Here is a 21618-nt window from a genome sequence, read left to right as displayed (position 1 = left end):
CCGTCCGGGTGGAGTGAGGGCGCTGGGCGCTGACCGTCCGAGTGGGGTGACTGGCAGGGTGCTGGCCGCTCGCGAGCCGGGTGGGGTGGCCTGCGGGTGACTCTGCGTGTCGGTCGTGGCCCCGGGTGGGGTGACTCTGCGTGGTGGTCGCGGTCCCCGGTGGGGTGACTGTGCGTGGTGGTCGTGGTGTCTGCGGGGGTGCTGGTGCGTGGGTCCCGCGCGTGGTCCGCGGGGGCGGTCGGGCCTGTGAGGGGGTGGCTGTGGCCGGGGTGGTTGGTTCGTAGCGTTTTCGGCCGGGGCCGGGTTGGCCTGTTCTGCGCGGTGCTGGTTTGGGTCGGGGCGGCCGGTTGGGTGTGGTGTTCGTCGGGGCCAGGTTGGCCGGTTCTGTACGTTCCCTCGTGGCCGGGTGGCCGGGTGGCCGGGTGGCCGGGTGGCCGGGTGGCCGGGTCGGTGGCTCGGGGCGTCTCGGTGGGCGGTCGTCCGGGTCGTGTGGAGCGTGTGGGTTGTCCGGGTCGTCCGGGTGGGCCGGGGGTGGCCGGGGCGGTTCCGTGCGGGTCCGGTCACGGTCTGAGGGGGCCGTCGTGCGCCGTCACCGGTGACGGGAGCGACGTCGTGCCCATGAGGTGGCGGTCCACGGCCGCCGCTGCCGCGCGGCCCTCCGCGATCGCCCACACCACCAGGGACTGGCCCCGCCCGGCGTCCCCGGCGACGTACACCCCGGGAACGTCCGTCGCGTAACCGCCGTCCCTCGCGACCGTCCCGTCCGGCGCCACGCTCACGCCCAGCTCCGCGACCGCGCCCCCGGCGGTCACCTCCGGCCCCCGGAACCCCAGGGCGAGCAGCACCAGGTCGGCCCGCAGGACCCGCTCCGCCCCCGGCACCGGGCGCCGCCGCGCGTCCACGGCGCACACGTGGACGGCCCGCACCCGCCCCGCCGCGTCCCCGGAGAACCGCAGCGTCGACGCCGCGAACAGGCGCGCGTCGGCGTCGGGGTCCTGGCCGAAGCCCAGCTCACCGGCTTCCTCGTGGGCGGGGGACACCCGGTGCACGGTGGGGTACGTGGGCCACGGGTCGGCCTCCTCGTCGCGCTCCGTCGACGGGAGTACGCGGATGTCCACCTGGGTCACGGACGCGGCGCCCTCCCGCACGGCCGTCCCCAGGCAGTCCGCCCCGGTATCGCCGCCGCCCACGATCACCACGTGCCTGCCCGCGGCGGACAGCGGGGAGACGTCGAGGTCGCCCTCGCACACGCGGTTGGCCCCCGGCAGATACTCCATGGCCTGGGTTACCCCCGCCAACTCGCGCCCCGGAACCGGAAGTTCCCGCCACGCCGTGGCCCCGACGGCGAGCACGACCGCGTCATGGCGGCCCCGCAGCGCCGCCGCGCCGATGTCCCGGCCGACCTCCGTCGACGTACGGAACCTCGTGCCCTCGGCCCGCAACTGCGCGAGCCGCCGCTCCAGCTGGCGCTTCTCCATCTTGAACGCGGGGATCCCGTACCGCAGCAGCCCGCCCGCCCGGTCGTCCCGCTCGTACACCACGACCGTGTGCCCCGCCCGCGTCAACTGCTGCGCCGCCGCGAGGCCCGCGGGCCCCGACCCGACGATCCCCACCGACTTCCCGGTCAGCCGGTCGGGCGGCAGCGGCGGGGCGAGGCCGTCCGCCCAGATCCGGTCGGCGATGGCGGCCTCGACGTTCTTGATGGTCACCGCCGGCTGGTTGATGGCGAGGACGCAGCCCGCCTCGCACGGCGCCGGGCACAACCGGCCGGTGAACTCCGGGAAGTTGTTCGTCGCGTGCAGCCGGTCGGCGGCGGCGCGCCAGTCGGCCCGCGAGACCAGGTCGTTCCACTCGGGGATCAGGTTCCCCAGCGGACAGGCCTGGTGGCAGAACGGGACCCCGCAGTCCATGCACCGCTCGGCCTGCTCCTCGATCAGGGGCAGCAGCGCCCCGGGGACGTACGCCTCGTCCCAGTCCTTCACCCGCTCGCCCACCGGCCGCCGCGGCCACTCCCGGCGCGGATGCCGCAGGAATCCCTTGGGGTCGGCCACAGCCGTCTCCCTACGCGTAGGGCGCGTCTTCCAGCCACCACGGTATGTCGGGGAGGAGAGGTCGGCATGTGGTCGGGGGAGGGGCGGCAGAGCCGCGGGGGGAGAGAGTGACCGCGGGGTGGGGGCTGGGGGTGGGGCTGTCAGGTCAGGCCGAGGATGAAGGAGACCGCCGCGGCGGTGGCGGCACCCGTGCGGATGTGGTTCCACATCGTCCACTCGGCCACGTACGTACGCCAGTACTCCGCGCCGGACTCGGAGTCCGCGTCGACCTTCGCCAGCGCGTTGTTGCGCGGCACGTTCGCCACCGCCGTCACGCCGAAGCAGCCGAAGAGATACAGCGCGCAGCCGAGGAGCAGCTCCACCCCGCCCTCGTCCGGCCAGACCACGAACGTGACCACGGCGAGCACGACGTTGACGCCCGTCGCGCCCATGAACACGGCCATGAACGGCGGCCTGACCGCCGTCACGTTGATCGCGTTCATCGCGGCGATGCCCTGGGCCGACGGCAGCGCGGCCAGGCCCCGCATCACGAAGGTGGAGAAGCCGATGAACACCCCGGCGACGAGGCCGCAGGTCACCGCACCGAGAACGGTGAGCACGAAGTAGGGTCCGTCGATCATGGCAACTCCCTGGGTGGATCCGGCCTCGGACGGCCGGTTCGGCGCGCCCGATCCTGCCCGGCGCGGTGTGTCTGTGACCAGTCAATGACCATGACGAACCAGACGCCATACGCGACCCCCGCGCGCCCATACGCCGACGTCTCGCCGTCACCTGGGCCGGCCCGGGACACCCACCCCGGGGTCCGGGGCGCAGCCAGGGGATCGGAGACGGGGCGGGACTGGGGAATGCCCAGCAGGGCGACCACTCCTCACCCCTCACCCCTCACCCCTCGCTCCCGTCCCCCCACCCCCGCAACCGCTCCGCCACCACCCCTGCGATGGCCCGCCGCGCCTCCCCCCGCGGCACCCCGCGCATCAGCAACTCGTCGTACTCCGTGTCCGTGTGCCGCACCGAGGCGATCACGGCGGCCGTCACCGCCGTGGGCGTGAGGGCCCGGCCGGCCGCGCTGCGGCCCACGCGGCCGCTGCCCCGGGCCGCCGCACGGGCGGCGATCTCGTGGGCCCGGTCCGCCGGGCAGCCGGGGAACAGGCGACGGATCTCCGCCGCGAACTCCCCGACGAACCGCACGTCCTCCCCGGCCCGCCGGGCGGCGTCCCGTGCCCGTCGCCGCGCCCGCGCGTCCGCGTCGGCCAGGCACCGCTCCTCCGCGCGGACGAGCGCCTCCTCCTCGACCAGGACGCCCTGCCGCTCGTACCGGCTCCTGCGCCGGTTGAACCGCACCACCACCGCCGCCAGCCCACTGCCCTCCCGCGCCCGCCGCGTCAACGCCGTGTCCCCGCGCGGCAGATACACCAGATGCCCGAGGTCGGCGCAGTCCAGACAGCGCGGCTCCCCGCCCTCGGTGATGAGCAGCGACAGCGGTCCACCCCGGCACTCCGCACAACGCCTGCGCTTCAGCGGCTGGATGACGACGGGCCCGGTGCGCACGCGAGGAACGGCCATGCCCGGTTCATTCCCGCCCACCGGCACCCCGCATCATGGCCTCGTGCGATTCGAACCGATCACCTGGGAACGCCTCACGGACACCCTCGCCGACCGGCTGCTCGACCTGGAGCCCGGGGACGGCGGAGCCTGGCCCCGCGTCGCGTTCGACGGCGCCCCGGCGGCCCGGCCCGGCGAACTCGCCACCGCGGTCGGCGAGGCGCTGCGCGTGCGCGGGCGGCCCTCGCTCGTCGTCGGCACCGAGGGGTTCCTGCGCCCCGCCTCGCTGCGCCTCGAGTACGGACACGAGGACGTCGAGGCGTACTACAGCGGCTGGTTCGACACCGGCGCGCTCTGGCGCGAGGTCTTCGGACCGCTGGACCCGGGCGGCACCGGCCGGGTGCTGCCCGACCTCTGGGACTCGCGCGCCGACCGCGCCACCCGCACCCCGTACACCCAACTCCCTCCCGGCGCCCTGCTGTTGCTGCACGGCCCACTGCTGCTCGGCCACTGGTTCCCCTTCGACCTGACGGTGCACGTACGCCAGTCCTCCGGCGCCCTGCGCCGCCGCACCCCGCAGGGCGAACAGTGGACCCTGCCCGCCTTCGACCGGTACGAGACGGAGACCGCCCCCGCCGCCGCGGCCGACGTCGTCGTACGCGCCGACGACCCGCGCCACCCGGCCTGGACGGGCTGACCCGCCCGCCCGTTCGCCTGACCGGCCGCCCGCCCCCGACCGGCCCCGCGCCGTCTGCGGGTGCGACCCGTGGGCACCGCGACGAGAATGAGGACGCCGGGACTAGCGGCGCCCCCGCGCCGCGCCGGCCGTCCGGCACCGGGAGGTACCCATGACCACCGCCGGAGACATCATGCACCGGGGTGCCCAGTGGATCCCCATGCACGAGACCCTGGACCGCGCGGCCCAGCTCATGCGCCAACTCGACGTCGGCGCCCTGCCCATCAGCGACGAGAACGACCGGCTGTGCGGCATCCTCACCGACCGCGACATCGTCGTCGGCTGCGTGGCCATGGGGCACGACCCGGCGAAGGTCACCGCGGGCGACATGGCCAGGGGCACCCCGCGCTGGATCGCCTCGGACGCCGACGTCGACGCGGTGCTGCACGAGATGCAGGGCCACCAGATCCGCAGGCTGCCCGTGATCGAGAACAAGCGCCTCGTGGGCATGATCAGCGAGGCCGACCTCGCCACGCACCTCAGCGAGGACCAGCTCGCCGCCTGGGCCGAGAGCGTCTACGCCAAGTCCTGACCCGCCCCGCGCCCACCCCGTACCCGACCCCGCGCGGACGGTGTCACAGCCAGCCGCTGCGCCGGAAGCCGCGGTACAGCAGGACACACGCCGTCGCTATCACCCCCACCACAAGGCCGTAGCCGTACCGCCAGTGCAGCTCGGGCATGTGGTCGAAGTTCATGCCATAGACCCCGCAGACCATCGTGGGCACGGCGACGATGGCGGCCCAGGCGGTGATCTTCCGCATGTCCTCGTTCTGCGCGACCGTCACCTGGGCGAGGTGTGCCTGGAGGATCGAGTTCAGCAGTTCGTCGAAGGCCGCTATTTGTTCGGTGACCCGCTTGAGGTGGTCGTCCACGTCGCGGAAGTACGCCTGTATCTCCGGCGGGATCAGGCGCATCGGCTTGGCGGCGAGGATCTGGAGCGGGCGGCCGAGCGGCACCACCGCCCGCTTCAGCTCCAGGAGCTCGCGCTTGAGCTGATAGATCCGGCCCGGGTCGGCCCCGCGGGCGCCCTCGGGCGCGAACACCTCCGCCTCGACCTGGTCGATGTCGGCCTGCACCGAATCCGCCGCCATCACATAGTCGTCCACGACCTGGTCCGCGATGGCGTGCAGCACCGCCGCCGGGCCCTGCGCCAGCTGGTCGGGCGTCCCCTCCAGCGCCTCGCGCAGCGGGCCGAGCGAACCGTGCCTGCCGTGCCGCACGGTGATCACGAACTCCTTGCCGACGAAGACCATGATCTCGCCGGTGTCCACCACCTCGCTGGTCGCGGTCAGCTCGGCGTGCTCCACGTAGCAGACCGTTTTGAACACGGCGAACAGCGTCTGGCCATAGCGCTCGACCTTCGGCCGCTGATGGGCGTGCACCGCGTCCTCGACCGCCAGCGGGTGCAGGTCGAACAGCTCGGCGATGCCCGCGAACTCCCGCTCCGTCGGCTCGTGCAGCCCCAGCCACACGAAGCCGTCGTCGTGCTTGCGGACGTGCCCCACGGCCTCGACGAGATCGCCGTCGCGGACCGGTGTCTGGCGCACCCCCTTGCGATAGGTCACGCACTTCACCACCGACGAGCCCAGCGGGGAGCGGGCAGGGTGGCTCAGGTCGACGCGTGGGCCGCGCCGGGTCAGTCCCGCGACCTTGCGCAGGCCGCGGACGCTCCGCAGATTCCCGACCTTGCGGAGGCTTCCGACCTTCCGCAGGTTGCCCGACATCGACATGTGCAGCTCCTCGTGCTGGACTTGATGGGCAAGTCTGCCAGTCCGGTCCGACACCACGACGGGGCCTGTGGGAACGGAATACTCCGCTCCGGAACTGTAATGATCGCCATATGACGCGAATCGATGGATATCTCCTCGACGGCAGACCTGACGAGTCGGCGACCCGCTCCACCGCCTTCGCCGCCCTCTTCGACCCCACCACGTTCCGGCACATCGAACGCCTCGGCATCGGCCCCGGCTGGCGCTGCTGGGAGGTCGGCGCCGGCGGCACGTCTGTCGTGTCCTGGCTCGCCAAGCGGGTCGGCCCCACCGGCCGCGTGCTCGCCACCGCCACGGACACGGCGCCGCTCCTCTCGGCCGCGCGCCCGCCCGTACAGGTGCGCACCCACGACGTGGCCGCCGACGCGCCGCCCGCCGAGGCGTTCGACCTCGTGCACGCCCGCCTCGTCCTCACCCACGTACCGGACCGCGAGCGGGCCCTGCACTCCATGATCAAGGCGCTGCGCCCCGGCGGCCGCCTGCTGATCGAGGAGGCCGACCCCGCCCTGCAACCGCTGGCCTGCCCCGACGAGCACGGCCCCGAACAGGAGGCGGCGAACCGGCTGCGCGACGGCGTGCGCGCCCTGCTCGCCGACCGCGGCGCCGACCTCGCCTTCGGGCGGGTGCTGCCGCGGCTGCTGCGGGCGGCGGGGCTGCGCCAGGTGGAGGCCGACGCGTACTTCCCGCTCGTCTCCCCGGCCTGCGCGGCCCTGGAGTCCGCCACCATCGAGCAGGTCCGCGCCGACCTGGTCGCCGCGGGCCTCGCCTCGCACGACGACATCGAGCGGCACCTCGCCCAGGTCGCGGAACGCGTCGTCGTCCCGGCCACGGCCCCGCTGGTGTCGGCGTGGGCCCGCAAGCCCTGAGCGCTGCGCAGGCCCTGACCCGGGCGCCACGTGCCCTTGGCCCGGGGGAGCGGGAGTGCCCCGGGAGCCCGGGCGCCGCATGGCCTACGGAGGCCCGGGCGCCTCGCATCCCCTGGGGAGCCCGACCTCCTCGCATCCCCTGGGGAGCCCGACCTCCTCGCATCCCCCGGGGAGCCCGACCCCCTCACGTCCCCCGGGGAGCCCGACCCCCCTCAAGTCCTCCGGAAAGCGGGGCCCGCTCCGGCCGGGCCCCCACTCGGGACACCGCCCGCGCCCCCGCCCTGCACCCCTCGCTCACGGCCTCCCGCAGCCCCGCCCCCGCCAGCCGCGACGCGATGAACGCCCCCGTGAACGCGTCGCCCGCGCCCGTGGAGTCCCGCGCGTCGGCCCGCACCGCCGGCACGCGGACCCGCACCCGCCCGTCCCGCGCGGCAAGGGCGCCCTCCCCGCCCAGCTTGACCACCACCTCGGGAAACCGGCGGCTCAGCTCGGCGGCCGCGTCGGCGATCCCCGTCACCCCGGCCGCCCCGGACTGCCCCGTCAGCAGCTCCGCCTCGTCGCGGCTCGGCAGCAGCACGTCCACCCCGGCCCCGTCGGCCAGGAAGCGGTCCACCCCGTGCCGGACGAGGAACCCCGCCGACGCCGGGTCCACGCTCACCGTCACCCCACGCGCGCGTGCCGATGCCAGTGCGGCCCGCGCCGTCGCGCGGCTGGGCTCGGCGAAGAACAGGTAGCCGGACAGGTGGAGCCAGGTCACACCGTCGAGCAGCGACGGCGTCCAGTCGGCGGGGGACAGGCGCAGGGCCGCGCCGCTGTCCGTGAGGAAGGTCCGCTCGGCCGCCGCCCCGGCCGCGTCGACCAGGCTGATCACCGTGCCCGTGGGCGCGTCGGGGTCGACGGCGATGTGGGGACGTACCGCGGCGGCGCGCAGCGCCTCCTCGTGCCAGGCCGCCGCGTCGGCCCCCGCCCGCCCGAGGAAGCGCACGTCGCGGCATCCCCAGTGGGCCGCCCAGCAGGCGACGTTGGCGCCCGCGCCACCCGGCACGGTACGGATCGCCGCGACCGTGTCGGTGCCGGGCGCGAGGGGCGTACGGTGCCGGGCGACGATGTCGGTGACGACGTCACCCACGACCAGCAGGGCGCCGGTGCCGTTCGAGGAGGGTGGCGGAGGCTGGTCCGCTCCGGAGGAAGCCGTCACTGCCGCGCCCACGCCGCCGCGATCCGCGCCGCGAGCCGTACGTTCCCGCGCACCGCCGCGAGGTTGGCCTCCAGGGAGGCCCCTTCGGTGTGCCGCATCAGATGGTCGAGGAGGAACGGGGTCACCGCCTGGCCCCGCACACCGCGCGCGGCGCACTCCCGCAGTGCCTCGTCGAGCACGCGCGCGTGGAGGGCGGGTTCGAGTTGTTCGGCTTCCGGCACCGGGTTGGCCACGACGAGCGCCGACTCCGGTCCGGCCAGCGCGTCCTGGGCGCGCATCACCGCGGCGACCTCGTCCGGTGTCCGCAGCGTCCAATCCACGTCGTGCCCGGAGTCGGAGAGGTAGAAGCCGGGGAAGCGGGACGTGTCGTAGCCCGCCACCGCCACGCCCAGGGTCTCCAGGCGCTGGAGCGTCGCGGCCACGTCCAGGATCGACTTCACGCCCGCGCACACGACCGTGATCCTGGTCCGTGCCAGCAGCCCCAGGTCGGCCGACTCGTCCTGGGTGAGGGTCCACTCCCGGTGCACCCCGCCGAGCCCGCCGGTGGCGAAGACGCGCAGTCCCGCGCGGGCGGCGAGCAGGGCCGTCGCGGACACCGTGGTCGCCCCGCTCGCCCCCGCCGCGACGGCGAGCGGCAGGTCCCGGTGGCCCAGCTTGCGGATGCCGTCCTCCCCGGCGACCCGCTCCAACTGGTCCTTGCCCAGGCCGACGTGGGGGCGCCCGTCCAGGACGGCGATCGTCGCGGGCACGGCGCCCTCGGCGCGTACGGCCTCCTCCAGTTCGAGGGCGACGCGCAGGTTGCGGGGGCGCGGCAGCCCGTGCGCGATGATCGTGGACTCCAGGGCCACGACCGGACGCCGCCGTGCGAGAGCCGCCTGTACCTCGTCGGACACCACCAACACGGTCTGCCTCCTGCCAGTCGGGTCTGCCTTCATCCCTGGCGGTCGGCGCCCCGCGGCAAACCATTAGGGTGACCGGCCATGACCACGAAAGATCAGAACGCGCCCTCTTTTGCCGTGCACATCCCGGACGCCGAGCTGGTGGAGGAGCCGCTGGACCCGCAGCAGATCGTCTCCGGAGAGCCCGTCGTCACCGGCAAGGTCCTGTGGGAGTCCGCCGACGGCAAGCAGCTCCGCGGCATCTGGCAGATCACCCCGGGCGTCGTGACCGACACCGAGGCCAACGAGCTGTTCGTGGTCGTCAGCGGCCGCGCCACCATCGAGGTGGAGGGCGGCGACGTCCTGGAGGTCGGCCCGGGCGACGCCGCGGTGCTGCGCGAGGGCGACCGTACGACGTGGACCGTGCACGAGACGCTGCGCAAGGCGTACCACATCACCCTCGGCGGCTGACCGCCCGCCGGTCAGTCCTCCGCCAGGGCGGCGGGGTCGGCCTTCTGTGCGGCGGCGGCCCCGGCGTCCGTACGCCCCGGGCCGCGCGTGAACAGGGCGAACGCCGCGAGCGGCAGCAGCAGGAGGGCCGCGATCAGGTTGAGCCAGCCGTAGCTCGCCCGGGCGACCACCAGGCCCGCCACCGCGCCGCCGACCCCGGCCGCCGTGTTCATGGTCAGGTCGGAGAGGCCTTGGGCGGCGGCGCGCGCGGCCTGCGGCACGGAGTCGGTGAGCAGCGCGGAACCCGCCACGAGCCCCGCCGACCAGCCGAGGCCGAGCACGAACAGGCCCGCCGCCGTCTGCCCGTGGCTGCTCCCGGCCGTCCCCGCGAGCAGCGCCGCGAAGGCGAGCAGTCCCACCGACAGGGCGATGACGGCGAGCCGCCCGATCCGGTCCGCGAGCCGCCCCATCACCGGTGAGAACGCGTACATGCCCGCGATGTGCCCGCTGATGACCAGGCCGATCAGATCGATGCTCGCCCCGTGGTGACCGAGGTCGACCGGGGTCATCGACATGATCGACACCATGGCGGTGTGAGCGATGGCTACCGTCACCAAGGCGAGCCGCGCCTGCCGCGAGGCGGCCACGGCGGCGAACCCGGCCCGCAGCGACCGGCCCGCCGCGGTCTGCTCGCCGACGGGTTCGAGCGCGCGGGCGGTGAGCAGCGGATCGGGCCGCAGCAGCAGCGCCACCACGACCGCCGAGATCAGGAAGATCCCGGCCGCCCACACGAAGGGCCCCGCCTCCTTCGGGATGCCGATGCCCGAGACGCTGCGGCCCGCGGGCGCCGCGATGTTGGGCCCGAGGACCGCGCCGATCGTCGTGGCCCACACGACGTTGGAGATGGCACGCGCCCTGGCCCCCGGCTCGGCCAGGTCGGCCGCCGCGAACCGCGCCTGCAGGTTCGCCGACGACGCCGCGCCGAACCCGGCCATGCCCACCAGGAGCAGCGGGAAGCTCCCGACGGCCGCGGCCACGACGACCACGCCCGCACCCAACGCGCCGATCAGATACGCCAGTACGAGACCGGGGCGGCGGCCCCGCGCGGTCATGAGCGCCGCCAGCGGCACCGAGAGGAGCGCCGTCCCGGCGACGGTCGCGGTGGGCGCGAGGCCGGACAGCGACTCCCTGCCGCTGACCTCCTTCGCCAGCACGGCGGCCAGCGCGATCCCGGTGGCCACGCCCAGCCCGCCGAGGATCTGGCTCGCGACGAGCACCGCCGTGATCCGCCGCCGCAGCGCGGGCAGCTCCTCGACGTCGACGGGTGCGACGGCCGCGTCCCCGGTCGTGCTCATCGGGGACATCGCGGGCTACGGGGACAGCGGGCGGGGGCAGCTGCGAGAGACGGCGAGGGCGAGGACGAGGGAGATATGACCACGTCGGAAGTGTGTCAGCACCGGTGGTGTTCATGTACATGCAGTGCACGAGAGTGTTCCGGCGCGCAGGCCCCCGAACGGCGCCGCAGGCCCGTGCACCAGGCCCACCCCCCGCTAAGCGGCTCCCGCGGCACCCCTTAAAGCGACGGCTCTCGAAGCACCCCCGCAAAGCGGCGGCTCCCGCAGCACCCCCTCAGAACAGCGGCTCCGGAAGAACCCCCTCCAGCGCCAGCAACTGCCGCTTGGTCTCCAGGCCGCCGCCGAACCCGCCGATGCCGCCGTCGCTCTCCACCACCCGGTGGCAGGGCACCACGACCGGCAGCGGGTTGGCGCCCATCGCCATGCCGACGGCCTGGGCCGCGCCGGGCTGGCCGACGCGGCGGGCCAGGTCGCCGTAGCCCACGACGGTCCCGAACGGCACGCCCGCCGCCAGCTCGCGCAGCACCTGGCGGTTGAAGCCGGAGATCAGCGACCAGTCCAGCGGCAGCTCGAAGTCGCGCCGCTCCCCGGCGAAGTACGCCCGGAACTGGCGTATGGGCTCGGCAAGGAGCGGCGCCGCGGGATCCTCGACCGGCTCGGTGCCCAGGCGGGAGCCAAGGCGCTCCAGGGCCTTGTCGCGCACGGCGTCCGTGGCGTGGAAGACGACCGTGACCAGGCCCGCGTCGGTCGCGGCCAGCAGTAGCGGGCCGATGTCGCTGGCGATGACGGCCCATACGGCGCCGGGCCGCGCGTCCTGCTCCCGACGCTCGTCCCGGATGTGCTCGTTGTGCCCCGTGGCGTTCATGGAAACCACGGTACGTCCGGGCACTGACAACGCCGCGGGGCGAGCCGCCCCGCGGCGTTCGGCAAGCGGGAACCGTCAGTCGCTGATCGCCCTGCGCACGACGTCCGGCTTGTTGCTGATGATGCCGTTCACTCCGAAGCCCTCGGCCCGGCGCGCGGCGGCGGTCTCGTCCACGGTCCAGGTGAAGATCTCCAGGCGCTTGCCGTGCGGACCCTTGAGTCGGTGGATCGCGGAGACGTAGCCGGCGGAGATCGACGTGTGCGTCGAGTTGATCTGGTCCGCGAACTTCGCGTACGCCGGGAGCTGGGCGGTCGACGGCGTGCCCAGGAAGCCGGTCTTGATGTCGGGCCGCTGGGCGTGCACCTTCTTGACGCTGTCCGCGCTGAAGCTCTGGACGACCAGCTTGTTCTTGACGTGGTGGCGGTCCAGCCAGCCGGTCTTGCGCAGCACCCGCAGGGTGTCCCGCTCGATGCCGGGGTACAGCTCCGGCTTCTTGATCTCCAGGATCAGGCTCTGGTGGTTGCGCGAGACGCGCTTCATGTACTGCGTGAGCGTCGGCACGCGCGCGCCCTTGTACCTCGGCCCGAACCAGCTGCCCGCGTCCAGCTTGGCGATCTCCGCCGCGGTGAAGTCCTTCACCTTCCACGGGGCACGGCCCGGGAAGACCTTCTCCACGTTCGTCGTCCGCTTCAGGGTGTCGTCGTGGACGATGACGAGCACGCCGTCCTTGGTCCGCTGGACGTCGTTCTCGACCCAGCGGAAGCCCATGTGCGCGGCCTTGTCGATGGCGGCGAGCGTGTTCTCGGGGGCGTACGCGGAGGCTCCTCGGTGGGCCACGACCGTCGGGTTCTTGTGGGCGGCGGGTGCGGCGACGGCGGTGTCGGCGGGGGCCTGGGCGCCGGCGGTGGAGGGGAGGACGAGTGCTCCTGTTCCCAGGAGAGCGGCGGTCGTGGCGGCTGCGGCGCGTGCGTGCACGGGTTCTCCTCGCGTCATGAGCTCACGGTTCGATTGAGAATGACAGTGCACGGCCAACTACGGACAGGTACAGGATGGCCACACGTTGAACACCGGCCCCCCAAGTGGGGACCCCAAGCGTGGAACCCGTGCTTCTTTGCCGGAAAATCGGCCGTGCGTTCACGGCTGAGCCCTACTCTCACCTCAGTCGACGGCCCGTCACCCGGCCGTCGGGCAGGGGCAGACGGGGCGTTCCGGGACATCCAGGTACGACAGGCGGAAGGGCTACCGCTCATGGAGGGCACGGTCGACGGCTTCAGCTACGGACTCGTCACACCGGTGGTCGCCTATCTGATGGCCTGTCTGGGCGGCGCGCTCGGCCTGCGCTGCACCACCCGGTCACTCCTGGTCGCGCACTCCTGGCGGCCCGGCTGGCTCGCCCTCGGCTCGGCCGCCATCGGCTCGGGCATCTGGACCATGCACTTCATCGCGATGATGGGCTTCAGCGTCCAGGGCACCCCGATCCACTACGACCGGACGACGACCTTCGCGAGCCTCGCCGTCGCCATCGTCATGGTCGGCGTCGGGATCTTCATCGTCGGCTACCGCGGTGCCAGCGGAGCGGCGCTCTTCACCGGAGGCACCATCACCGGCCTCGGCATCGCCTCGATGCACTACCTGGGGATGGCCGGCATGCGCCTCGGCGGCAGGCTGCAGTACAACACGCTGACCGTCGCCGCCTCCGTAGTGATCGCCGTCGTCGCCGCCATCGCCGCCCTGTGGGCCGCGGGCCAGATCAGGGGCTTCCTGTGGAGCCTCGGCGCCAGCCTCGTCATGGGCCTCGCCGTCAGCGGGATGCACTACACCGGCATGGCCGCCGTCACCGTCCACCTGCACGGTACGTCCACCGCCCCGCCCGGCGACTCGTCCCCCGAGCTCCTCGCCCCCCTCATGATCGGCCCGCTCGCCTTCCTGCTGCTCGCGGGCGTGATCGTGATGTTCGACCCGCTGATGATGATGGGCAAGGCCGACCTGAAGGCCGCGGCGGCCCGCCCGCGCACCGCCACCTACCCCGTGCCCCGCTCCGGCGACCGCCAGATCGCGCACGTCAGCCGCCGGTCCGTGGCGCGCCCCGGCCGCCGGACCCGCCGCAGAACGGGGGCGCGGACACCGCAGCGGTGGTGAGCGCGGGGGCGTTGTCAGTGGGTGGTCGTACGGTGGGTTCCATGCGGCCCGTATCGAAGATCGAACGCACGGTGGCACCTTTCGAGGTCGTCAGCCCGTACCAGCCCAGTGGCGACCAGCCGACGGCCATCGCCGACCTGGAGAAGCGCATCCGCGCGGGCGAGAAGGACGTCGTCCTGCTCGGCGCCACCGGCACCGGCAAGTCGGCCACCACCGCGTGGATGATCGAGAAGCTCCAGCGCCCCACCCTCGTGATGGCGCCGAACAAGACCCTGGCCGCCCAGCTGGCCAACGAGTTCCGCGAGCTGCTGCCGAACAACGCCGTCGAGTACTTCGTCTCGTACTACGACTACTACCAGCCCGAGGCGTACGTCCCCCAGTCGGACACGTACATCGAGAAGGACTCCTCGATCAACGAGGAGGTCGAGCGCCTTCGCCACTCCGCGACGAACTCGCTGCTCACCCGCCGCGACGTCATCGTGGTCGCCTCCGTCTCCTGCATCTACGGCCTCGGCACCCCGCAGGAGTACGTGGACCGCATGGTCCCGCTCAAGGTCGGCGACGAGATCGACCGTGACCAGCTGCTGCGCCGCTTCGTCGACATCCAGTACACCCGCAACGACCTCGCCTTCACCCGCGGCACCTTCCGGGTCCGCGGCGACACCATCGAGATCTTCCCGGTGTACGAGGAACTGGCCGTGCGCATCGAGATGTTCGGCGACGAGATCGAGGCGCTCTCCACGCTGCACCCGCTGACCGGCGAGGTCATCAGCGACGACGACCACCTGTACGTCTTCCCGGCGTCCCACTACGTAGCGGGCCCCGAGCGCATGGAGAAGGCGATCAACGGCATCGAGAAGGAGCTCGCCGAGCGCCTCGCGGAGCTGGAGAAGCAGGGCAAGATGCTGGAGGCCCAGCGGCTGCGCATGCGCACGACGTACGACCTGGAGATGCTCCGCCAGATCGGCTCCTGCTCCGGCATCGAGAACTACTCCATGCACTTCGACGACCGCGGCCCCGGCACCCCGCCGCACACCCTGCTCGACTACTTCCCGGACGACTTCCTGCTCGTCCTGGACGAGTCGCACGTCACGGTCCCGCAGATCGGCGCGATGTACGAGGGCGACGCCTCCCGCAAGCGCACCCTCGTCGACCACGGCTTCCGGCTGCCGTCCGCGCTCGACAACCGCCCGCTGAAGTGGGAGGAGTTCCAGCAGCGCATCGGCCAGACCGTCTATCTGTCGGCGACCCCGGGGGCGTACGAACTCTCCCGCTCCGACGGCGCCGTGGAGCAGATCATCCGCCCCACCGGCCTCATCGACCCCGAAGTCGTCGTCAAGCCCACCGAGGGCCAGATCGACGACCTGGTGCACGAGATCCGCAAGCGCACCGAGAAGGACGAGCGCGTCCTGGTCACCACGCTCACCAAGAAGATGGCCGAGGACCTCACGGACTACTTCCTCGAACTGGGCATCCAGGTCCGCTATCTGCACAGCGACGTCGACACCCTGCGCCGCGTCGAGCTCCTGCGCGAGCTGCGCGCCGGTGAGTACGACGTCCTGGTCGGCATCAACCTCCTCCGGGAGGGCCTGGACCTGCCCGAGGTCTCCCTGGTCGCGATCCTCGACGCCGACAAGGAAGGCTTCCTGCGCTCCGGCACCTCCCTGATCCAGACCATCGGCCGCGCGGCGCGCAACGTCTCCGGCCAGGTCCACATGTACGCCGACAAGATCACCCCGGCGATGGAGAAGGCCATCGAGGAGACCAACCGCCGCCGGGAGAAGCAGATCGCGTACAACAAGGAGCGGGGCATCGACCCGCAGCCCCTCCGCAAGAAGATCAACGACATCGTGTCGGCCATCGCGCGCGAAGAGGTCGACACCGAGCAACTCCTCGGCACCGACTACCGCAAGTCGAAGGACGGCAAGGGCGCCAAGGCCCCCGTGCCCTCGCTCGGCACGGCAGCGGCCAAGGGTGCGGCGGGGAAGGCCGCCAAGGGCAAGGCCGGGCAGAGCGTGCCCACGGACCGGCCCGCCGCCGAACTCGCCGAGCAGATCGAGGAGATGACCGCGCGGATGCGCGCCGCAGCCGCGGACCTGCAGTTCGAGATCGCCGCCCGGCTGCGCGACGAGGTGTCGGAGATGAAGAAGGAACTGCGGCAGATGAAGGAGGCCGGCCAGGCGTAGCGCTGTGTTGCAAGACCGACACAAAGTGCCCGGCAGGGTGCGGCGCGATGGACAGGGCTGCATAGGGTGATGGGCAACCGCCGCAACGGGCGGTTGCCCAGGGCAGTTCGAGAAGGGGACAGCGCGTGACGGTCAACATGACCAAGGGCCAGGCCATCAGCCTGCAGAAGGACGACGGGGGCGCTCTGACGTCGGTGCGCATGGGACTGGGCTGGCAGGCGGCCCCGCGGCGCGGCCTGTTCGGCACGCGCACGCGGGAGATCGACCTCGACGCGTCCGCCGTCCTGTTCGCCGACAAGCAGCCCGTGGACGTGGTGTTCTTCCGGCACCTCGTCAGCGACGACGGCTCCGTGCGGCACACCGGCGACAACCTGGTCGGCGGTGTCGGCCAGGGCGGCGACGACGAGGCCATCCTCGTCGACCTGCAGCGCGTCCCGGTCCACATCGACCAGATCGTGTTCACGGTGAACTCCTTCACCGGCCAGACCTTCCAGGAAGTGCAGAACGCGTTCTGCCGCCTGGTCGATGAGACCAACGGCCAGGAACTGGCCCGCTACACCCTCGACGGCGGCGGCCAGTACACCGCCCAGATCATGGCCAAGGTCCACCGCGCGGGTTCCGGCTGGCAGATGACGGCCCTCGGCAACCCCGCCAACGGCCGCACCTTCCAGGACCTGATGCCGGCGATCCTGCCGCACCTCTGAGCAGCACCAACCGCTGAGCCGTACCGATCGCTGAGCAGTCAAACCGCTGAGCAGTCCAACCGCTGATCAGCACCGCACCCGCTGCGCGGCACCGCGCCACGGAGCAGCACCGCCCGACCGAGCAGCACCGTCCAGACGGCAGTCCGCACGCAGGCCCGGTGAGGGGGCCGACACCAAGGGGGAACGTACGCGATGACCGCCGAGCTGGTCAGGGGGCAGAACCATCCGGTTCCCGGCACCCGACTCGAGATCCGGGTGTCGGCCGGAAAGCCGATCGTCGCCGGTGCCACGCTCTGCGACGACCACCGCAAGGTGCGCGGCACTTCCTGGGTCGCCCACCCAGGCGCCCCCACCCTGCCCGGCCTGGAAGTGTCCCGGCAGGCGGCCGCCGACCACCGCCTGGCCGTCGACCTGGGCGCGCTGCCGGACGGCGCGCACCAGGTCAACGTGCTGCTCGCGCTGCCCGTCGGCGTCGCGGGCCCGGTCACCTTCGGCGCCGTCGCCGCGCCCTTCGTGGCCGTCACCGGACTCGACGGCACCGAGATCGCCAGCTACACGATCACGGACCTGGCCGCCGAGTCCGCCGTCGTCGCCCTGGAGCTGTATCGCAAGCAGGACGGCTGGAAGGTCCGTGCCGTCGGCCAGGGCTACGCGGGCGGCCTCGCCGACATGCTCGCCGACCAGGGCCTGCCCGAGGCCCAGGAGCTGGCGACCACCATCAACGACGCGGTGGCGCACGGCCTCGCCCGCTCGGTGGCCGCGCCCCCGCCCCGCCCCGCGGACGAGGCCCGCGTGCGCGCCGCCGCCCAGGGCCACACGAGCCCCGGCCGCCAGCCGACACCGCCCGAGCCGGGCCCCGACGCCCCCCAGCCCGTCACCCCGGCCCAGGGCCCCGGCGAGGGCGGCCAGCCCCCGCAGCCCGTCGCCCCCACGCCCGCCGACGGCACCCCGGCCGCGCAGCCCGCCGACGGCGGCACCGTCAACTACACCCACCCGCGCCGCCAGACCAGCGCGCCCCCGCCGCCTCCGCCCACCGCGCAGCCCGCCGCCCCCGGACAGCCCGCCCGCCCCGTCGCGGGCGACGCCACCGGCTGGTCCATGGAGGAGCGGCTGTACAACCAGGTGTGGGGCATGTTCGAGGACCTGGCCCGCTCCGCCGCGGCGTGCCGCAGCGCGGTGGACTTCGCCGACTCCCGCATGGAGCAGGAGCTGGACAAGGTCCTCTCCGACCCGCGCAGCCGCATCGGCGGCGTCGGCGACGCCGCGCGCGAGGCCGCCCGCGCCCGCCACGGCGACCTCGTCGACCAGGCGCGAGCCGCCCTCGACCGGGACCTGGCCCAGCTCGCCGCCGAGGCGGAGGTCGTCGAACCGGCCCTGCCCCCGGCGTTCGCCGACTGGTCGAGCCCCATCTGGCAGGGCTATCGCGCGCCCATGGAGATCCCCATGGCCCTGCGCCTGGGCGGCCTCAGCCTCCCCGAGCGCCCCGACCTGCGCATCCCCATGCTCGTCCGGCTGCCCCTGGAGCGCGGCCTGTGGATCGACAGCGGCCGCTCCGGCAGGGACTCCCTCGCGGACGCCGACCAGCTGCGCCGCCTCGCCCTGGACAGCGCCGTCGCGCACGCCGCGCGGCTGCTCGCCTCGTACCCGCCCGGCGCGTTCACCGTGCACGTCATCGATGCCGCGGGCAGCGGCCAGAGCGCCTTCGCCCCGCTGGTCGGTGCCGGGGTCCTGGACGAGCCGCCCGCGACCGGTGCCGCGGCCGCCGGTGCCGTGCTCACCCGGCTCACCCAGCGCGTGGACCTCGTACAGATGGCGGTCCGGGGCGGCATGGCCGACGCGCTGCCGGACGACCTGGACACCGGCGAGCACCTGCTCATCGTCAACGACTTCCCGCACGGCTTCGACGACCGCGCCGTGACCCGGCTGCGCTACCTCGCGGACGAGGGCCCCGCCGTCGGCGTACACCTGATGATGGTCGCCGACCGCGAGGACGCCGCGGAGTACGGCCCGCTGCTCGACCCGCTGTGGCGGGCCCTGCTGCGCCTCACGCCGGTGCCGGAGGACCACCTCGCTGACCCGTGGGTGGGCCATGCGTGGACGTTCGAGCCGTCGCTGGCCCCGCCCGGCAGCCAGGTCATCGGCCACGTCCTGGACCGCGTGGGCGCGGCCCGCCGCACCGGAAGCCGCTGAACGGCGGCGCGCTCCGCATCACCAAGTCGACATATGCCGCTCCCGCCTCCCCGGTACCGCCAAGTCGACCTAGTGACTGCCAAACCCGCGTGCACCGTCCTGGTCTGGTGATTTGGCTCTCACTTGCCGCTCTCTTTACCTAACCTTGGTTCTTCGCGTACTCTTCTCAGTGCGGAGGGGAGTACTCCCGTACGCGACGTGCCCGTCAATACGGACCGCCATCGGTCCCGGGGCGTCGGCCCGACTCATGGCGGCAACCGCCTCGGGTGGAAGAGACCTCCGGCAGCGACGACGCTGATCAGTAGCCGTACGACGCCGGAGGCGCAGTGGACGTTTCAATGACCCTGTGGGTGACGACCGTTCTCGGTCTGTGTGCCCTGATCGCGGTCGACTTCTTCATCGGGCGCAAGCCCCATGACGTGTCGATCAAGGAAGCCGGAATCTGGACGATCGTCTGGATCGTTCTCGCCGCGCTCTTCGGGCTCGGCCTGCTGGTCGCCGGGGAGTCCCAGGCGTCCGGTGAGTTCTTCGCGGGCTTCATCACGGAGAAGTCCCTCTCCGTGGACAACCTCTTCGTCTTCATCCTGATCATGGCGAAGTTCTCGGTGCCCTCCCACCTCCAGCAGCGCGTGCTGCTGTTCGGTGTGCTGATCGCCCTGGTCCTGCGCGCGATCTTCATCGCCGCCGGCGCCGCGGTGATCGCCAACTTCTCCTGGGTCTTCTACATCTTCGGCGCCTTCCTGATCTACACCGCCTGGAAGCTCATCCAGGAGGCGCGCGCCGACGAGGAGGAAGAGGACTGGGAGGAGAACCGCCTCCTGAAGTCCATCGAGAAGAAGTTCGGCGTCTCCGACCGGTACGAGGGCACGAAGCTGTTCGTCCGGAAGAACGGCAAGAAGATCATGACGCCGCTCATGGTCGTCATGCTCGCCATCGGCACCACCGACGTCCTGTTCGCGATGGACTCCATCCCCGCGATCTTCGGCCTCACCCAGGACCCGTACATCGTCTTCACCGCCAACGCCTTCGCCCTGATGGGCCTGCGCCAGCTGTACTTCCTCATCGGCGGACTGCTCAGGAAGCTGGTCCACCTCAGCTACGGCCTGTCGGTGATCCTCGGCTTCATCGGCGTGAAGCTCGTCCTGCACGCCCTGCACGAGAACGGCGTACACGTCCCCGAGATCTCCATCCCGGTCTCGCTCGGCGTCATCTGCGGTGTCCTGGTCATCACGACGATCACCAGCCTGATGGCCTCCAAGAAGCAGGCGGAGCGCGACGCCGCCGAGTCCGGCAGCGGTGACCAGTCCGGCAAGGACGACGCCCAGAAGGACAGCATCGAGGCGTGACGGCAGGCTGATGGCCCTCTACGTAGAGTCGGCTCGAAGGTGCCGCCGGTGAGAACCGGCACGGACCGGCGAGTGCCGGCTGTGTGAGAACCACCCCGGAGCGGTGCACGGTCGTCGACCGTGCACCGCTTCTGCATGGAAAGGAACCTATGAAGTCGCGGCCCTCCCGTGAGCGGGGCAGCATCGAAAACATGATCCCTGAGCTCCGGGCACTCGCCGCACGGTGGACCGCCGCCGTGCCCGTGCTCGGAATCGTTCTCCTCGCCCTCACCTGGGGGCGCGACCTGTCGGGCGTGGTCGTCGCCCTGGTGACGGCGGTACTGGCCGGAGCAGTGCTCGCCGCGGTCCACCACGCCGAGGTCATCGCGCACCGCGTCGGCGAACCCTTCGGCTCGCTCGTCCTGGCCGTCGCGGTCACCATCATCGAGGTCGCCCTCATCGTCACCCTCATGGCCGACGGCGGCGACAAGAGCTCCACCCTGGCCCGCGACACGGTCTTCGCCGCCGTGATGATCACCTGCAACGGCATACTCGGCCTCTGCCTGCTGACCGGCGCCCTGCGCCACCGCGTCGCCGTCTTCAACTCCGAGGGCACCGGCGCCGCGCTCGCGACCGTCGCCACCCTGGCCACGCTCAGCCTGGTCCTGCCGACCTTTACGACCTCCAAGCCGGGACCCGAGTTCTCCACGGCGCAGCTCACCTTCGCCGCCCTGTCGTCGATCGTCCTGTACGGCCTGTTCGTCGCGACGCAGACCGTCCGGCACCGCGACTACTTCCTGCCGGTCACCAAGGAGGGCGAGGTCGTCGACGCCGACGACCACGCCGAAGGCCCCTCCGCCCGCACCGCCCTGATCAGCCTCGGCCTGCTCGCGCTCGCCCTCATCGGCGTCGTCGGGCTCGCCAAGGGCGTGTCGCCCACCATCGAGTCGGGCGTCGAGTCGGCCGGTCTGCCGCACGCCGTCGTCGGCGTGATCATCGCGCTGCTCGTGCTGCTCCCGGAGACCATCGCGGCCGTGCGCGCGGCCCGCCGCGACCGCGTCCAGACCAGCCTGAACCTGGCCCTCGGCTCGGCGATGGCCAGCATCGGCCTGACCATCCCTGCCGTCGCCATCGCCTCCGTATGGCTGTCCGGGCCGCTCGTGCTCGGCCTCAGCTCGACCCACATGGTGCTGCTCGTCCTGACGGTCCTCGTCGGCACCCTCACGGTCGTGCCCGGCCGTGCCACGCCCCTGCAGGGCGGCGTGCACCTGGTGTTGTTCGCGGCGTATCTGGAGCTCGCGGTCAATCCGTGAGACGTGGTGTCCGGCCGGGCGCCCCGCGATGCGGCCGGACACCACGTCCCA

At 72.6% G+C, this 21618-nt stretch carries 19 protein-coding genes; 10 read left to right on the top strand and 9 right to left on the bottom strand.

What is annotated here, in order from left to right:
- Positions 1-560 precede the first annotated feature (560 nt).
- The 3 genes from IE274_RS17430 to IE274_RS17420 form a co-directional block, all read right to left on the bottom strand.
- Positions 561-2051 carry a glutamate synthase subunit beta gene (locus tag IE274_RS17430; RefSeq protein WP_190116698.1) on the bottom strand — a complete coding sequence of 497 codons (1491 nt, stop codon included), beginning with the start codon at positions 2049-2051 and terminating at the stop codon, positions 561-563.
- A 140-nt stretch (positions 2052-2191) separates the two neighbouring features.
- Positions 2192-2671 (bottom strand): anthrone oxygenase family protein, encoded by a 480-nt coding sequence (locus IE274_RS17425; RefSeq protein ID WP_190116697.1) that lies wholly within the window; start codon positions 2669-2671, stop codon positions 2192-2194.
- Between the two features lie 262 nt (positions 2672-2933).
- Positions 2934-3614, bottom strand: a complete 681-nt coding sequence (locus IE274_RS17420) for a DUF2293 domain-containing protein (protein ID WP_190116696.1) — start codon at positions 3612-3614, stop codon at positions 2934-2936.
- Positions 3615-3657: 43 nt separating this feature from the next.
- Between IE274_RS17420 and IE274_RS17415 the strand changes: the two genes are divergently transcribed.
- Both IE274_RS17415 and IE274_RS17410 read left to right on the top strand, forming a co-directional pair.
- Positions 3658-4290, top strand: a complete 633-nt coding sequence (locus IE274_RS17415) for a nucleoside/nucleotide kinase family protein (RefSeq protein WP_229909613.1) — start codon at positions 3658-3660, stop codon at positions 4288-4290.
- A 151-nt stretch (positions 4291-4441) separates the two neighbouring features.
- Positions 4442-4861, top strand: a complete 420-nt coding sequence (locus IE274_RS17410) for a CBS domain-containing protein (RefSeq protein ID WP_190116694.1) — start codon at positions 4442-4444, stop codon at positions 4859-4861.
- A gap of 43 nt (positions 4862-4904) precedes the next feature.
- On the opposite strand, the gene IE274_RS17405 is transcribed toward IE274_RS17410, so the two are convergent.
- A complete protein-coding gene (locus IE274_RS17405) occupies positions 4905-6059 on the bottom strand; it encodes a magnesium and cobalt transport protein CorA (protein ID WP_190116693.1) in 1155 nt (384 codons plus the stop codon).
- A gap of 110 nt (positions 6060-6169) precedes the next feature.
- On the opposite strand from IE274_RS17405, the gene IE274_RS17400 reads away from it, so the two are divergent.
- The gene (locus tag IE274_RS17400) at positions 6170-6964 is read left to right on the top strand and encodes a methyltransferase domain-containing protein (protein WP_190116692.1); all 795 of its coding nucleotides are present in this window, start codon (positions 6170-6172) and stop codon (positions 6962-6964) included.
- A gap of 184 nt (positions 6965-7148) precedes the next feature.
- Here IE274_RS17400 and IE274_RS17395 read toward each other — a convergent pair whose 3' ends face one another.
- Both IE274_RS17395 and IE274_RS17390 read right to left on the bottom strand, forming a co-directional pair.
- Positions 7149-8162, bottom strand: coding sequence for a carbohydrate kinase family protein (locus IE274_RS17395; protein WP_190116691.1), 1014 nt, complete (start codon positions 8160-8162; stop codon positions 7149-7151).
- Positions 8159-9064 carry a pseudouridine-5'-phosphate glycosidase gene (locus IE274_RS17390; RefSeq protein WP_190116690.1) on the bottom strand — a complete coding sequence of 302 codons (906 nt, stop codon included), beginning with the start codon at positions 9062-9064 and terminating at the stop codon, positions 8159-8161. Before IE274_RS17390 ends, IE274_RS17395 begins: the two co-directional genes overlap by 4 nt.
- Positions 9065-9142: 78 nt before the next feature.
- Here IE274_RS17390 and IE274_RS17385 point away from each other — a divergent pair, with 78 nt between their 5' ends.
- The gene (locus IE274_RS17385) at positions 9143-9511 is read left to right on the top strand and encodes a cupin domain-containing protein (RefSeq protein ID WP_190116689.1); all 369 of its coding nucleotides are present in this window, start codon (positions 9143-9145) and stop codon (positions 9509-9511) included.
- A gap of 11 nt (positions 9512-9522) precedes the next feature.
- On the opposite strand, the gene IE274_RS17380 is transcribed toward IE274_RS17385, so the two are convergent.
- The 3 genes from IE274_RS17380 to IE274_RS17370 all read right to left on the bottom strand — a co-directional run bounded on the left by IE274_RS17380 (position 9523) and on the right by IE274_RS17370 (position 12685).
- Positions 9523-10845, bottom strand: coding sequence for an MFS transporter (locus IE274_RS17380; protein WP_229909612.1), 1323 nt, complete (start codon positions 10843-10845; stop codon positions 9523-9525).
- 274 nt (positions 10846-11119) lie between these two features.
- Positions 11120-11710: a methylated-DNA--[protein]-cysteine S-methyltransferase gene (locus IE274_RS17375; RefSeq protein WP_229909611.1), complete on the bottom strand. Its 591-nt coding sequence runs from the start codon at positions 11708-11710 to the stop codon at positions 11120-11122.
- A gap of 75 nt (positions 11711-11785) precedes the next feature.
- A complete protein-coding gene (locus tag IE274_RS17370) occupies positions 11786-12685 on the bottom strand; it encodes a glycerophosphodiester phosphodiesterase (protein WP_190116688.1) in 900 nt (299 codons plus the stop codon).
- A gap of 273 nt (positions 12686-12958) precedes the next feature.
- Between IE274_RS17370 and IE274_RS17365 the strand changes: the two genes are divergently transcribed.
- The 6 genes from IE274_RS17365 to IE274_RS17340 all read left to right on the top strand — a co-directional run bounded on the left by IE274_RS17365 (position 12959) and on the right by IE274_RS17340 (position 21567).
- Positions 12959-13849: an MHYT domain-containing protein gene (locus IE274_RS17365; protein ID WP_190116687.1), complete on the top strand. Its 891-nt coding sequence runs from the start codon at positions 12959-12961 to the stop codon at positions 13847-13849.
- Positions 13850-13890: 41 nt separating this feature from the next.
- Positions 13891-16035: an excinuclease ABC subunit UvrB gene (gene uvrB, locus IE274_RS17360; RefSeq protein WP_190116686.1), complete on the top strand. Its 2145-nt coding sequence runs from the start codon at positions 13891-13893 to the stop codon at positions 16033-16035.
- 125 nt (positions 16036-16160) lie between these two features.
- Positions 16161-16739, top strand: a complete 579-nt coding sequence (locus tag IE274_RS17355) for a TerD family protein (RefSeq protein ID WP_190116685.1) — start codon at positions 16161-16163, stop codon at positions 16737-16739.
- Between the two features lie 192 nt (positions 16740-16931).
- Complete coding sequence (locus IE274_RS17350) at positions 16932-18929, top strand: TerD family protein (RefSeq protein ID WP_190116684.1); 1998 nt, start codon at positions 16932-16934, stop codon at positions 18927-18929.
- Between the two features lie 326 nt (positions 18930-19255).
- On the top strand, positions 19256-20275 hold the full coding sequence (locus IE274_RS17345) for a TerC family protein (protein ID WP_190116683.1): 1020 nt from the start codon (positions 19256-19258) through the stop codon (positions 20273-20275).
- A 191-nt stretch (positions 20276-20466) separates the two neighbouring features.
- Positions 20467-21567, top strand: a complete 1101-nt coding sequence (locus IE274_RS17340) for a calcium:cation antiporter (protein ID WP_190116682.1) — start codon at positions 20467-20469, stop codon at positions 21565-21567.
- The last annotated feature ends 51 nt before the right edge of the window (positions 21568-21618 follow it).

It is taken from the genome of Streptomyces flavofungini, assembly GCF_014650815.1.
Classification (GTDB): Bacteria; Actinomycetota; Actinomycetes; order Streptomycetales; family Streptomycetaceae; genus Streptomyces; species Streptomyces flavofungini.
The sequence above is the reverse complement of the archived record's forward strand: the minus strand, read 5'-3'. Positions and strand labels throughout refer to the sequence as shown.

What these genes read in the sequence shown, in the direction of transcription:
- IE274_RS17405 (WP_190116693.1), bottom strand. Translation starts at nt 6,059, where the DNA reads ATGTCGATGTCGGGCAACCTGCGGAAGGTCGGAAGCCTCCGCAAGGTC.
- IE274_RS17350 (WP_190116684.1), top strand. Translation starts at nt 16,932, where the DNA reads ATGACCGCCGAGCTGGTCAGGGGGCAGAACCATCCGGTTCCCGGCACC.
- IE274_RS17365 (WP_190116687.1), top strand. Translation starts at nt 12,959, where the DNA reads ATGGAGGGCACGGTCGACGGCTTCAGCTACGGACTCGTCACACCGGTG.
- uvrB (WP_190116686.1), top strand. Translation starts at nt 13,891, where the DNA reads ATGCGGCCCGTATCGAAGATCGAACGCACGGTGGCACCTTTCGAGGTC.
- IE274_RS17410 (WP_190116694.1), top strand. Translation starts at nt 4,442, where the DNA reads ATGACCACCGCCGGAGACATCATGCACCGGGGTGCCCAGTGGATCCCC.
- IE274_RS17420 (WP_190116696.1), bottom strand. Translation starts at nt 3,614, where the DNA reads ATGGCCGTTCCTCGCGTGCGCACCGGGCCCGTCGTCATCCAGCCGCTG.
- IE274_RS17340 (WP_190116682.1), top strand. Translation starts at nt 20,467, where the DNA reads ATGATCCCTGAGCTCCGGGCACTCGCCGCACGGTGGACCGCCGCCGTG.
- IE274_RS17380 (WP_229909612.1), bottom strand. Translation starts at nt 10,845, where the DNA reads ATGAGCACGACCGGGGACGCGGCCGTCGCACCCGTCGACGTCGAGGAG.
- IE274_RS17425 (WP_190116697.1), bottom strand. Translation starts at nt 2,671, where the DNA reads ATGATCGACGGACCCTACTTCGTGCTCACCGTTCTCGGTGCGGTGACC.
- IE274_RS17385 (WP_190116689.1), top strand. Translation starts at nt 9,143, where the DNA reads ATGACCACGAAAGATCAGAACGCGCCCTCTTTTGCCGTGCACATCCCG.
- IE274_RS17375 (WP_229909611.1), bottom strand. Translation starts at nt 11,710, where the DNA reads ATGAACGCCACGGGGCACAACGAGCACATCCGGGACGAGCGTCGGGAG.
- IE274_RS17400 (WP_190116692.1), top strand. Translation starts at nt 6,170, where the DNA reads ATGACGCGAATCGATGGATATCTCCTCGACGGCAGACCTGACGAGTCG.